Here is a 13368-nt window from a genome sequence, read left to right as displayed (position 1 = left end):
TGTTTTTATGTCGCATCTATTCCATCGATTGTCTTCTAGAAGTTTGGCAGTTAACCCTTTTTTCTTTTCTGTCTCTGTTGGGTATGCATTGTGAATAGTGAACACAATCACTGACGGGGTAAGATTGGCAGGTATATCATGCTTCCTGACACCTTGATTTCCACGACTTATATGAATGTAAATTTGCAAATTATCTGCGTTATGTTCCGCTATGAGACGACCGATTATCTGATTCCAATCAATCTCAAGCGGTTCCATTTTAATTTTTTTCAAATTTGAATTAAGGCGCTGAATATGTCTATCAACAAAAAATGGCTGCCCATGATACACAGGAAGAACCTCATAGACAGCGTCACCAAACAGAAATCCACGATCAAAAATCGAGATTTTTGCGTCTGACAAGTGACAATATTCTCCATTCACATATGCGATATTCATAGTTCAAGTTGTCCTAGGAACCAAACCATCCTTTAAAGGCAAGACGAATAGCATCTTTTGATCGAGTGTAAAAACCGCCAGCTTCTATTGTTTGTAGTGCATACAGTGGTCGTGTAGCAACAACATTGCTATCAAACTGAACAACTAATTCACCAATTTTGTCGCCTTTTTTAATCGGCGCTTGTAAATATGCTGGAATTTTTGTTGAAATGTTCAATCGCTGATATTGTCCTGCAGGTATGGTTATATATTGAGCGTCAGTTAAGCCAACAGTAACTTTATCTATTGTACCTTTGTAAAGAGGAAGCTCCGTTATGCTTTGGCCTGATTTGTATAATTGGTGGGTTTCAAAAAATCTGAAGCCATAATTAAGTAACTTTTCACTATCATCGGCTCTTGATGAGTCGCTTGGTTCGCCAAGAACAACGGCTAATAAACGCATATTGTCGCGTTTTGCAGAAGACACCAGGCAATATCCTGCTTCATTCGTATGGCCAGTTTTTATGCCATCTACCTGATTATCTCTCCATAACAGGCGATTTCTGTTAGGCTGGCGTATGCCGTTATAAGTGAACCATTTTTGCTTATACCAGGAATAGTATTGTGGAAAATCTGAAACAAGAGCTCTACCTAAAATTGCCAGGTCTTTTGCTGTTGTATATAAATCTGGATCAGGAAGGCCTGTACTGTCAGTGAAATGGCTGTTTTTCATCCCTAAATTTTGTGCTTGCTGATTCATAATATCAGTAAATGCACCTTCTGTGCCACCGATATGTTCCGCCATAGCGACACATGCATCATTTCCTGAATCAACAATAATCCCTTTCAGTAAATCCTCAACAGGAACTTGCTGTCCTTCTTTGATAAACATTCGTGAACCACCAATTTTCCATGCCTCCCGACTCACTCTGACATTGTCATTTAAGTGAATTTGTTCGTGATGCAATGCATTAGAAACGACATATAATGTCATCATTTTTGTCAAGCTTGCGGGGGGCAGACGTTCTTCGCTGTTTTTTTCTGCAAGGATTTTTCCACTATTCACATCAATTAGAATGTATGCTTTGGCATTCAAAACAGGAGCTGCAGGGGTTACAAACGGTTTATTAGTAACTGTAGGAGTAGGCCTCGTCAAGTCAGTTGCAGTCGGAAGTGAATCATCAGCAACTGAGTGATTTGATTGGATCAATAATGTAATAAAAAACAGAGTCGTCAATAAAAAAGACGTGGCTTTAGTCATGTTGTTACCTGATGTAGTTACAAAATCAGGTATCTTAGCACAGCCTTTTACACGCATCCAAATAGCATGATAAAAATATTGGTTATATTTTCGTTTTTCTTTAATTATTCCAAATAAATTAACTACAAAACTTCGAAACGTTCTGATTTTTAGGTATATTAGTGTTCAATAACAATAATAAAATCAGAGAATATGCGAATAATACTAATAGCTATCATTGTTTTACTTTCCGGTTGTCAGACTAAGAGACCGCCTGAAGTAACGACTGGGAAACAAGGAAACTCTCAATCGCAAGCCTCCAAAAACAGTGCATTGTATGATCGATATAAAAATAAACATAACCGCTACACTATTCAACAGGATGGTGCTCCATCGAAACAAAAACAACTAAACTTTAAAGAACCGGTTCCAACAAAAGAACCGCTCAGTCGTTACGGTAATCCTTCCGAATATTACGTGGATGGCAGAACCTATGAAGTAATGAAAAGTTCTACCGGATATAAAACCAGAGGAGTGGCGTCGTGGTATGGTACAAAATTTCATAAGCAGAGAACGTCGAGTGGCGAGCCATATGACATGTATGTTATGACTGCCGCTCATAAAACACTTCCATTACCGACTTATGTCAAAGTGAAAAATCTTGATAATGGCCGGGTTGCAATAGTTAAAGTGAATGACCGTGGTCCCTTTCATGCTGATAGAGTCATTGATCTGTCTTATGCCGCTGCTTTGAAACTCGGGGTTTTCCCCAAAGGCACAGCTAATGTAGAAATTGAAACATTGATGGGGCCTGCGGGCGAAGCTCACTATTATCTTCAGGCAGGGGCATTTTCTTCTGAAGTATTCGCAATAAAACTAAAAGAAAAACTGACACAGATTACTCCATCCCCAGTATTCATAGAACACTATAAGCAGCATTACATAGTAAGGGTAGGGCCGTTTGGCAGTAAAGCCATGTCAGACAATCTTAAATCCAAATTGGCAAGCAATGGAGTAACTGGTTCGTTCTCTGTATTAATATAATTTAATAAAAGAGAACTGTTTTCGTACAGTTCTCTTTTTTTGGCACCGAGACTCCCACTTATAATTTAAGAATGTAAATGTACTTTTATAAATAAATTCATTATTGAAACATAATAATTGATAGCTAATTCGTGGATTAATAGATAAAATTATCTCTTAATTTTGGTTAAAACCATCCAATTTATTAATGAGGCACACTACTGATGCATGATGGCTCTGTATTTTATACAATCTTTTTAATATTTGCTGGGGCTGCATTTTTTTCCACACTTGTTTTATACACTAAGCAATCGCTATTAGTAGCTTACATTCTTTTAGGGGCTGTTTTTGGTCCTTGGGGATTAAAACTTGTTTCTGATGTTACAACAGTACAGCAAATTGGAGACATTGGTATTGTTTTTCTATTGTTTTTATTAGGGTTACATTTGCAGCCGCAAAATCTGGTTCATATGCTGAAAAAGGTAACATGGATAGCTGTAATCAGCTCTGTACTATTCGCTGCTATGGCCTACTGTATTGGAAGATGGTTCGGGCTTACTGTTACTGAGTCATGGGTTTTGGGAGCATCAATGATGTTTTCAAGTACCATTATTGGGCTAAAATTATTACCTACAACAATACTGCACCATCAGCATACCGGTGAGGTAATGATAAGTGTTCTTTTAATGCAGGACGTTATCGCGATTATTATACTTATTCTCATCAACGGGGCTCATCAAGGTGGTGGCTTGTCGTTTGACGATTTGGTTCTGGTTCTTATTGCGCTACCGGCTCTTTGTTTATTTGCGTTTGCTTTTGAACGCTACATTCTCATTAAATTGTTGGCTCGTTTTGATAGAACACAGGAATATGTCTTTTTACTTTCTATCGGCTGGTGTCTTGGACTGTCTGTACTGGCTCAAAAGCTTGGGCTGTCAGAGGATATCGGTGCTTTTGTAGCTGGAGTCGCTTTAGCTGCGAGCCCCATATCATTGTTCATTGCAGAAAGTCTAAAGCCTTTAAGAGATTTTTTCCTTGTTATGTTCTTTTTTACCATCGGTGCTACGTTCAATTTTGGTTATGCTGCTCAAGTAGTTTTACCGGCTGTGATCCTCGCGGTTCTGATTCTGGTTATTAAACCGTTGTTGTTTTACATTCTTTTGGTTCGATCTGGTGAAAAAAAACCGATTGCAAAAGAAGTCGGCTATCGTTTAGGACAAGGAAGCGAGTTTTCCTTGCTTGTTGCAAGTATTGCATTAAGTACTAAATTGATTTCAGATGTTGCTTCTAATTTAATCCAGGCAACAACAATTTTAACGTTTATTGTCTCATCGTATCTTGTTGTATTGAAATATCCAACACCTATAGCCTTGTCAGAAAAAATGCGTAAGGATTAAAATAATGAAATTAATGGTTGTTGTTTTGTGCTTACTAAGTGAGCGATTTTTGATTCACTCCCTTTCTTATCAGCGCTTTTCCTGGTTTGGAAATTATGTGTCGTTGATAAGTAAATCTATTAAAGATAATCACTTGTTTTGTAATCCATGGATGATGCTTGGAATCATAATTCTTCCTATTATTACTGTAACGTCAGTTGTTTATTTACTTTTTTGTCATTTGGTTTGGGGGCTTGCAGGCTTAATTCTAAGTGCATTGATTTTTTTCTATTGTCTTGGACCTGACAATGCCTTTTATCCGCTAAGTAAAGGAGCAAATGGAGATACTCCTAATGCTGAGGTCGCTCATTATTTTGCATTAGTTAATGGTCAATTATTTACAGTGATCTTCTGGTATGTAATTGGCGGGCCTATTGCTGCATTGACTTACAGATTGTTTAGCTTATCCAGAGCTACTGAATCTGTACATCAACAGGCAACACAAGTAACTGAAATTCTGGAATGGGTACCTGCACGAATTACTGCATTGCTCTTTTTATTAGTTGGGAATTTTCAACGAGGGTTTGCTACATTTATAAAATATATGTTGACTACCCCGAACACAAATAACCAATTGTTGAGCGAATGTGGTTTGCATGCAGTTCGCGTAGATGATGTTGAAGAAGTGCCAATTCCTGCGGCTGAAGCATTAGTTGAACAGGCAGTAATTGTTTTAGTGGTTTTTATTGCATTGTTTACTTTGGTTGCCTGGTTGTAACATTGTAGTTAACTCTAACTTATTGCAGGACTAAACTATGAATTATCTTTTTCGTCTGTTTTATTGCACTGTATTTATAGTCCTTTCTGGTTGTGCTATTCAACAACAAAACATAGCCAAGCCCAAGGATGTCAATCAATGTCTTCAATTATGTGAGCAACGTTTTGATTCATGTAAACAACAGTGTTCAGATAATTGCCCAAGGTGTTCTCGTATTGCTTCTGATACGGCGGCACTAGATTACATGGAGTATGTTCATGATAAGCAAGTTCAAGGTGGATATATTACACGTGGGTTGAATTCTTACCGTGATCCACTACAATGCCGGAAAGTAACATGTAATTGTATTTCGGATTTCCTTACCTGCAAACAGGGATGCACCGGTGTAATACAAAAAAGATTACAAGCTGTACCATACTGTACATAAAATTTTTGAAAGTCGGGGAACTTTTTGATGGCAAATGAAACTAATTTTGATTTGGATCCAATTGAAACGCGTGAATGGCTGGATGCCTTGCAATCTGTTTTTGCCAATGACGGCAACGAGCGTGCTGCATTTCTTTTACAACAGCTTTTGAATAAAGCGAATGCAGAAGGAGTTAAGTTGACCAGTTCAATTAATACTCCTTACAGAAATACTATAAAACCATATGAAGAAAAACAAATGCCTCCTGATGAAGGTATCGGTAAACGCATCAGTGCATTAATTCGTTGGAATGCAGTTGCTATGGTGTTAAGAGCAGGTAAATATGCTCCTGAGTTAGGCGGCCATATAGCTTCTTATGCTTCTTCATCAACACTCTATGAAACAGGCTTTAATTATTTCTTTAAAGGCCCAAATGGTGAAAATGGTGGTGATTTACTTTATATTCAGGGACATTCTTCTCCTGGAATCTATGCAAGGGCATTTCTTGAAGGACGTTTATCAGAAGATAAACTGAATAAATTCAGACAAGAAGTTGAAGTTGATGGATTGTCGTCTTATCCTCATCCATGGCTGATGCATGATTTTTGGCAATTTCCGACTGTATCAATGGGACTTGGTCCATTACAAGCGATATACCAGGCTCGGTTTTTAAAATATCTTGAAAACAGAGAATTAATCAAGGCAGAAGGACGTAAAGTCTGGGCCTTCCTTGGTGATGGCGAGATGGATGAACCTGAATCTGTTGGAGCTCTAAGTATTGCAGCAAGAGAAAAGCTCGATAACCTTATTTTTGTTGTTAACTGTAATCTGCAACGATTAGATGGCCCTGTTCGAGGCAATGGCAAAATTATTCAGGAACTGGAAGGTGTATTTCGCGGTGCAGGCTGGAATGTTATAAAAGTGATATGGGGCGGTCGCTGGGATCCTTTATTTGCATGCGACAAAGATGGATGGATGCAAAAACGGATGGAGGAGTGTCTGGATGGCGATTATCAATCATATAAAGCTAACGATGGCTCTTATGTAAGACAGCATTTCTTTAATCAGTATCCAGAATTGAAAAAAATGGTGGATAATTTGAGTGATGATGAAATCTGGCGCTTAAACAGAGGTGGCCATGATCCCCAAAAAGTGTACGCGGCTTATGCTCAGGCAGTAGAGCATAAAGGTAGTCCGACTGTTATTTTAGCCAAAACGATTAAAGGCTATGGAATGGGGGCTGCTGGTGAGGGACAAAATATTACTCATCAACAAAAGAAAATGACCTTGGAACAACTAAAGGCATTTAGAGATAGATTTAGTATCCCGGTTAGTGATGAGAATATAGCTGAAATTCCATTTTATAAACCAGCTGATGATAGTCCGGAAATAAAATACATCAAAAAACAAAGAGAAAATCTGGGTGGGTATTTGCCTTTTAGATCTTCAGATGTTCCTGCATTAAAGATACCACCATTGTCTGATTTTTCTTCAGTTACTCATGGTTTGGGCGATAGAGAAATTTCATCAACAATGGCTTTTGTTCGTATTCTTTCTATTTTATTAAAGAATAAAGATATAAATTCAAGAATTGTTCCTATTGTTCCTGATGAATGCAGAACTTTTGGAATGGAAGGCTTATTCCGCCAAATTGGAATTTACTCACCAGTTGGTCAATTGTATACACCGGTTGATCGTGAACAAGTCATGTATTACCGTGAAGCCAAAGATGGGCAAATACTAGAAGAGGGTATTAATGAAGCTGGGGCGTTTTGTTCGTGGATTGCTGCGGCAACTTCATACAGTTCCAATAAACTAGCGATGATACCATTCTATATTTATTATTCTATGTTTGGATTCCAACGAATTGGTGATTTGGCATGGGCTGCTGGTGATATTCAAGCAAGAGGCTTTTTGCTTGGTGGTACTGCTGGAAGAACAACATTAGCAGGTGAAGGATTGCAGCATCAGGACGGCCACAGTCACTTGTTTGCGTCAACGATCCCTAACTGCGTATCTTATGATCCTACGTTTGCCTATGAACTTGCAGTGGTAATCCAGAATGGTTTATACCGCATGTTCGAAAAACAAGACAGCGTGTTCTATTACATTACTGTGATGAATGAAAATTACATACAACCTGATATGCCTGAAGGTGTTGAAGATGGAATTATTCGTGGGATGTATGTATTTAAAGAGCATAAAAAGAAATCCAAACATCATGTTCAATTAATGGGAAGTGGTACTATATTGCTTGAAGTCATTAAAGCGGCACAAATGCTCGAAGAGGATTACTCAATAACCTCAGACATTTGGAGTGTTACCAGTTTTAATGAATTACGCCGCGATGGATTAGCTATTGAACGTCATAACGCATTGCATCCTGATGAAAAAGCGCAAGAATGCTATGTCACCGCCCAATTAAAAGATAAAGAAGGGCCGGTTATTGCCGCGACTGATTACATGCGTATCTACGCAGATCAGATTAGACCTTATGTACCAAATCGTTATGTAACGTTAGGAACTGATGGTTATGGTCGAAGCGATACCAGAGAGCGTTTACGGCATTTCTTTGAAGTTGATGCCAAATTTATTGTTCTGGCAGCTTTAAATGCATTAGTCGCCGAGGGAACTATAGACAAGTCTAAAGTGACTGACGCAATAAAGCGTTACTCGATTAATCCAGATAAATTAGATCCAGTTACCCATTAGTTAAACTGATGAAGCATATTTTAAAATACAGTTTAATTAAATGCTGAGGATAGATATGGCAAATGAAATAGAAATTAAAGTCCCTGACATCGGTGGAGCCAGTCAGGTAGATGTAATTGAAATATTAATAAAAATTGGCGATCAAATTACTATAGATACTCCTTTGGTTACTCTGGAGTCTGATAAAGCCAGTATGGAAATTCCTTCTCCAGTAGAAGGAATTGTCAGTCGTATTTCTTTAAAAGTTGGTGATAAAGTTTCTGAGGGCGATGTAATTTTAATCGCATCTTCTGAACAAGCAGCAGAAAGTGCAAAGGAAGAGAAACAACCCCAAGCAGCTGCCGAAGCTAAAGAGATCAAGGACGCTTCAGTGCCAGAGAAAAAAAACCAAAGTGCAGGTTCACAATCTGTTGAGGTTCGAATTCCTGACATTGGCGGAGCAACGGATGTAGATGTTATTGATGTATTGGTTAAATCCGGTATGGCTATAGAAAAAGATCAGGCTTTAGTCACTCTTGAAGGGGATAAGGCTACAATGGACATACCATCTCCTTATGCAGGAACTGTAAAAGAAGTCAAAATCAAATTAGGCGATAAAGTAGCCCAAGGATCATTGGTCATGATCTTGGATGCTGTTTTATCTGATGAACCGGTGGACCAGAAAAATGATTCACTAGAACAGAAACAAGTGGTCGCTGAGCAGCCAGTTAAAGACATTGAAAAAACGGGCTCATCACCAGTTGCAGTCAGTTCTTCTTCTGAATCGATTGAGCATTCTGATATTGTGTCTGCAGGTCCCGCTGTAAGACGTTTAGCTAGAGAGTTAGGCGTTAATTTAGCTTTGATAAAAGGAAGCGGACGTAAAACTCGAATTACAAAAGAAGACATTCAGTCTTATGTTAAAAGCCGATTAAGTGAGCAACCTGCTTCAACTGGTTTTAGCTTACCAACCGTTCCGCCTATAGACTTTAGCAAATTTGGCGAGATTGATACTAAGTCATTGAATAAAATAAAGAGATTGACCGGGGCTAATGTTCACCGCTCCTGGATTACCATTCCGCATGTAACTCAATTTGATGAAGCGGATATTACCGATTTGGAAGCTTTTAGAAAATCAGAAACCGAACATTCTAAAAATTCAGGTTATAAATTAACAATACTTGCCTTTGTTTGCAAAGTAGTAAGTAAAGCGTTAAATGCATTTCCTCAATTTAACTCATCATTGAGTGCAAATGGCGAAGAGCTCATTTATAAAAAATATTGCAACATTGGTATTGCTGTTGAAACTGAGAATGGCCTGGTAGTACCGGTTATAAAAAATGTTGATAAGTTATCTGTTGGTGATATTGCTATGGAAATGGCTCGTTTAAGCACTAAAGCGCGCGAAAAAGGATTAATGCCCGCAGATATGTCTGGAGGTTGTTTTACAATTTCAAGTTTAGGCGGCATAGGCGGAACGTCATTTACACCTATCGTAAATAGCCCGGAAGTTGCAATACTTGGCTTATCTCGCTCATCGATGAAACCGGTTTATGATAAAGGAGAGTTCAAGCCAAGATTAATGCTTCCTCTTTCTTTATCTTATGATCATCGAGTTATTGACGGTGCTGAAGCCGCGCGATTTGCTCGTTACATCTGTGAAAACTTATCTGATATCAGAAGAGTTTTACTCTAAGCTTATGAGATGATTTGATTATAATTTATAAAATGAGGCATTAACGATGGCTAACAAAATTAAAACTGATGTTGTGGTTTTAGGCAGTGGACCTGGTGGATATACTGCAGCATTCAGAGCAGCAGATCTAGGGAAGAAAGTAGTATTGGTCGAACGGTTTGATTCACTGGGCGGTGTTTGTTTAAATGTTGGTTGTATTCCATCCAAAGCTTTGTTGCATATAGCTAAAGTTGTAGACGAAGCCCATGAAATGGCAGATCAAGGTGTATCCTTTGGTAAACCCAAACTGGATAATACGAAATTAGTTGCCTGGAAAAACTCCGTAGTTTCAAAACTAACTGGAGGATTAAAAGCATTATCCAAACAACGCAAAGTAGAAGTTCTTACAGGTGAAGGAAAATTTTCAGGCACTCATCAAGTAATTGTTGAAACAAAAGATGGTCCTGTTGAAGTTGAATTTGATAATGCCATTATTGCTGTTGGTTCAGAGTCTATTAATTTACCGTTTATTCCAGAAGATAAACGAATATTCAGCTCTACAGGAGCATTAGAGCTAGCAGATATCAAAGGAAGTATGCTTGTTTTAGGTGGCGGAATTATTGGCTTGGAAATGGCAACTGTTTACTCTTCCCTCGGTGTAGAGGTTACTGTTGTTGAATTTATGGATCAACTAATACCTGGAGCTGACGTGGATTTAGTTAACGTGCTTCAAAAGCGCATGACTAAAAAAGGTGTTAAATTCTTGCTAAAAACCAAAGTAACTGCTGTTGAAGCTAAAAAAGACGGTATTTATGTTTCAATGGAAGGCGAGCATGGCACAGATAAGCCTTTATGCTTCCAGCAAGTTCTTGTCTCAGTAGGGCGGAAACCTAATGGTGGAAAGATCAATGCTGAAAAAGCGGGCGTGAATGTAGATGAACGCGGATTTATTAAAGTTGATAATCAATTAATAACCAACGTACCTCATATTTTTGCTATTGGTGATGTTGTTGGTCAACCCATGTTGGCTCATAAAGCAATACCTGAAGGAAAAGTTGCAGCAGAAGTTATTGCTGGCAAGAAACATTATTTTGAACCAAAATGTATTGCTAGTGTAGCCTATACTGATCCTGAGTTGGCTTGGGTTGGTTTAACTGAAAAAGAAGGCAAAGAAAAAGGCATCAATTACGAAAAAGCAACGTTCCCTTGGGCTGCAAGTGGTCGTGCATTAAGCATGGGACGTGAGGAAGGAATGACTAAGCTATTATTCTGCCCAGATACAAATCGTATATTGGGAGCAGGGATAGTCGGGATTAATGCCGGAGATTTGATTGCGGAAACTGCTTTAGCGATTGAAATGTGTTGTGATGTTGAAGATATTGCTCTGACAATTCACCCTCATCCGACCTTGTCCGAAACTATAGCGCAAGCAGCTGAAGCTTTTGAAGGAACGATAACTGATCTTTATTTACCTAAAAAGAAAAAAAATAAAGAGTAATAAAACAAGATCGGAGGGTTTATCCAACGAGACAGTTTACTCTATTAGGAACATTATTAACGACATTGACTGGAAACATAAGTGTCGTTAATGTTTTATCCTGGTTTCCCAGGTGAAAAATAGACTATATTTTTATCTACTAGGGAGCTGTTGATATTTAATCTGGAGTTCCGAGGTGCTGTGGTTTATCCACAGCATTTATGGAGCTCGAAGCCATAGGTTTCGTATGAAATGTCAATAGACTCTAATTTAAAATAAAGACAGTATAAATAAATATTTTTTAGGAAAATACTGGGAGCATGGAATGATACTGAACATTCGTCGTATGAAGGAATCAGATATAGACAATGTTTATACTATTGAAACCAGTGTTCATCTTGCACCATGGAGCAAAGATATATTAAGAGACTGTGTTCTGGTCGGTTATGATTGCAGAGTACTTGAAATAAATAATGGTGATAGTCCCATTCTTGGTGGTTATATTATATCGCGCATTAACAATCATAGCTGCCATATCTTAAATATTTGTATTGCAAAACCACTACAATCCAAGGGACTAGGCAGAAAACTCTTACAAACAGTTCTTTATTCTTTAACCAAATTTACAGATACAACATCTGTGATCCTTGAGGTTCGGCCAAGTAATTTGAGTGCAGTTCATCTTTATCAATCGATGGGATTTGAACTTGCTGAAGTTAAAAAGGACTATTATAAAGATGATCATGGGGTTGAAGATGCGATTTTACTAAAGAAAATACTCCAAGCCTAAGCTTTAATTGGGCTCTAAAGCCCCCCCCTGAGGTGCTTCTCTGATAACACAGAATATCAACAATTAAGACAACTGTAATTGTGATTTTTCATCTACAGATGGTGTTTCGATGTTCATGGTTTCGGAAGCTAGAATACTAAATTTCGATACGCTAACAGATGATGCTTGCTTGGAAGATTGAGCAAGCTACGGTTTACTAACATCAATTGAGTAGGGAATATACTTAACAAGGATCCAACCTTGCTTGCCTAGTGTGTATGTAGGGTATAAATTTGATTTAATACCTTATAGGGTATAAATTTGATTTAATACCTTATAGGGTATAAATTTGATTTAATACCTTATAGGGTATAAATTTAGCAATAAAATATATAGGGAGTCATCAGTGGCATTTATTCGTTCACCTAACGAACTCGCATTAATAGTTCTGAGCCAACGTAAAAAACAAGGCCTTAGTCAATTGGAGGTTGGTAAATTAGTCGGCCTCACGCAGAAAACAATTTCAGGATTTGAAAATAAACCAGAAAGCACTCAACTGGAAACGTTGTTTAGAATATTATCAGCGCTAAACCTCGATGTAAAAATATGCAGTAAAATAGGGGTAGAAAACGAAGCTTCAGAATGGAAAAATGAATGGTAATGAACAAAAGAAAGCAAGTATTAACTATTTTAATGAATGGGAGCTTGATAGGGACCTTAGAGAAACTAAAACAAGGTAATTTAGCGTTTACTTATGCTCATGAATGGCTAAATACAGCAGGAGCACGTCCAGTATCGTTATCGCTACCACTTATTAGCGAATCATTCTCTGGTGATGTCGTTTACAATTTTTTTGACAATTTATTGCCTGATAATCGGCAAATAAGAGCACGTATTCAAGCTAAATTTCACATTACAACTGATCAACCATTCGACTTGTTAGCCAGTATCGGAAGAGATTGTGTGGGTGCTATTCAACTGATTGAAGGAACAAACCTTAATTTTAGTAAAGAGATTAACTTCGAGACTTTGGATATAAAACAAATGGCCTCGATTTTACGTAATTATAAGAGCAATCCTCTTGGAATGATGAATAATGATGAGGAGTTCCGTATTTCCATTGCTGGGGCGCAAGAAAAAACAGCTTTTCTATATTATAAAAACAATTGGTGTCGACCTTTAAAGGAAACACCAACTACTCACATATTTAAATTACCCATAGGATATATTCCACAAAATCAAATTGATTTGAGTGATAGCTGTGAAAATGAATGGTTATGCTCCCAGATTGCAAGAGGTTTTGGGTTGCCGGTAGCTGATTGTGAGATATTATATTTTGAAGATGTAAAAGTCTTATCTGTAGTAAGATTTGACCGAAAAATGTCTGCTGATAATAAATGGATTATGAGATTACCACAAGAAGACATGTGTCAAGCACTTGGTTATTCACCAAATCTTAAATATCAATCTGATAATGGGCCCGGAATTAAAGATATTATGAAGTTATTACTGGGTT

General features: G+C 37.8%; 12 protein-coding genes. 10 read left to right on the top strand and 2 right to left on the bottom strand.

Annotated elements, in window-relative coordinates:
- Positions 1-438, bottom strand: a 438-nt coding sequence (locus Q0495_RS00845) for an aminotransferase class IV (RefSeq protein ID WP_298622086.1), incomplete at its 3' end; no start/stop codon positions are given.
- Positions 439-451: 13 nt separating this feature from the next.
- A complete protein-coding gene (locus Q0495_RS00840) occupies positions 452-1678 on the bottom strand; it encodes a D-alanyl-D-alanine carboxypeptidase family protein (RefSeq protein ID WP_298622084.1) in 1227 nt (408 codons plus the stop codon).
- 192 nt (positions 1679-1870) lie between these two features.
- On the opposite strand from Q0495_RS00840, the gene Q0495_RS00835 reads away from it, so the two are divergent.
- The 10 genes from Q0495_RS00835 to Q0495_RS00790 all read left to right on the top strand — a co-directional run.
- On the top strand, positions 1871-2701 hold the full coding sequence (locus Q0495_RS00835; RefSeq protein WP_298622082.1) for a septal ring lytic transglycosylase RlpA family protein: 831 nt from the start codon (positions 1871-1873) through the stop codon (positions 2699-2701).
- A gap of 203 nt (positions 2702-2904) precedes the next feature.
- Complete coding sequence (locus Q0495_RS00830) at positions 2905-4077, top strand: cation:proton antiporter (protein WP_298622081.1); 1173 nt, start codon at positions 2905-2907, stop codon at positions 4075-4077.
- A 4-nt stretch (positions 4078-4081) separates the two neighbouring features.
- Positions 4082-4834 carry a regulatory signaling modulator protein AmpE gene (gene ampE, locus Q0495_RS00825; protein WP_298622079.1) on the top strand — a complete coding sequence of 251 codons (753 nt, stop codon included), beginning with the start codon at positions 4082-4084 and terminating at the stop codon, positions 4832-4834.
- Positions 4835-4871: 37 nt separating this feature from the next.
- Entirely contained in the window at positions 4872-5261 is a 390-nt protein-coding gene (locus Q0495_RS00820) for an acyltransferase (RefSeq protein ID WP_298622077.1), read from the top strand.
- A 27-nt stretch (positions 5262-5288) separates the two neighbouring features.
- Complete coding sequence (gene aceE / locus Q0495_RS00815; protein ID WP_298622076.1) at positions 5289-7952, top strand: pyruvate dehydrogenase (acetyl-transferring), homodimeric type; 2664 nt, start codon at positions 5289-5291, stop codon at positions 7950-7952.
- 55 nt (positions 7953-8007) lie between these two features.
- On the top strand, positions 8008-9627 hold the full coding sequence (gene aceF / locus Q0495_RS00810; protein ID WP_298622074.1) for a dihydrolipoyllysine-residue acetyltransferase: 1620 nt from the start codon (positions 8008-8010) through the stop codon (positions 9625-9627).
- 46 nt (positions 9628-9673) lie between these two features.
- Complete coding sequence (gene lpdA, locus Q0495_RS00805) at positions 9674-11104, top strand: dihydrolipoyl dehydrogenase (RefSeq protein WP_298622072.1); 1431 nt, start codon at positions 9674-9676, stop codon at positions 11102-11104.
- Between the two features lie 304 nt (positions 11105-11408).
- Positions 11409-11873 carry a ribosomal protein S18-alanine N-acetyltransferase gene (gene rimI / locus Q0495_RS00800; protein ID WP_298622071.1) on the top strand — a complete coding sequence of 155 codons (465 nt, stop codon included), beginning with the start codon at positions 11409-11411 and terminating at the stop codon, positions 11871-11873.
- Between the two features lie 385 nt (positions 11874-12258).
- The gene (locus Q0495_RS00795) at positions 12259-12513 is read left to right on the top strand and encodes a helix-turn-helix domain-containing protein (RefSeq protein WP_298622070.1); all 255 of its coding nucleotides are present in this window, start codon (positions 12259-12261) and stop codon (positions 12511-12513) included.
- A partial coding sequence (locus tag Q0495_RS00790) for a HipA N-terminal domain-containing protein (protein WP_298622068.1) occupies positions 12513-13368 on the top strand: 856 nt, incomplete at its 3' end. The genes Q0495_RS00795 and Q0495_RS00790, both read left to right, overlap by 1 nt.

The sequence above is a fragment of the uncultured Legionella sp. genome (assembly GCF_937871865.1).
In the GTDB taxonomy this organism is placed as follows: domain Bacteria; phylum Pseudomonadota; class Gammaproteobacteria; order Legionellales; family Legionellaceae; genus Legionella.
The sequence above is the reverse complement of the archived record's forward strand: the minus strand, read 5'-3'. Positions and strand labels throughout refer to the sequence as shown.

Excerpts from the sequence above, each read along its gene's own strand:
- Q0495_RS00840 (WP_298622084.1), bottom strand. The coding sequence starts at position 1,678 with ATGACTAAAGCCACGTCTTTTTTATTGACGACTCTGTTTTTTATTACA.
- ampE (WP_298622079.1), top strand. The coding sequence starts at position 4,082 with ATGAAATTAATGGTTGTTGTTTTGTGCTTACTAAGTGAGCGATTTTTG.
- aceF (WP_298622074.1), top strand. The coding sequence starts at position 8,008 with ATGGCAAATGAAATAGAAATTAAAGTCCCTGACATCGGTGGAGCCAGT.
- lpdA (WP_298622072.1), top strand. The coding sequence starts at position 9,674 with ATGGCTAACAAAATTAAAACTGATGTTGTGGTTTTAGGCAGTGGACCT.
- rimI (WP_298622071.1), top strand. The coding sequence starts at position 11,409 with ATGATACTGAACATTCGTCGTATGAAGGAATCAGATATAGACAATGTT.
- Q0495_RS00830 (WP_298622081.1), top strand. The coding sequence starts at position 2,905 with ATGCATGATGGCTCTGTATTTTATACAATCTTTTTAATATTTGCTGGG.
- aceE (WP_298622076.1), top strand. The coding sequence starts at position 5,289 with ATGGCAAATGAAACTAATTTTGATTTGGATCCAATTGAAACGCGTGAA.
- Q0495_RS00835 (WP_298622082.1), top strand. The coding sequence starts at position 1,871 with ATGCGAATAATACTAATAGCTATCATTGTTTTACTTTCCGGTTGTCAG.
- Q0495_RS00820 (WP_298622077.1), top strand. The coding sequence starts at position 4,872 with ATGAATTATCTTTTTCGTCTGTTTTATTGCACTGTATTTATAGTCCTT.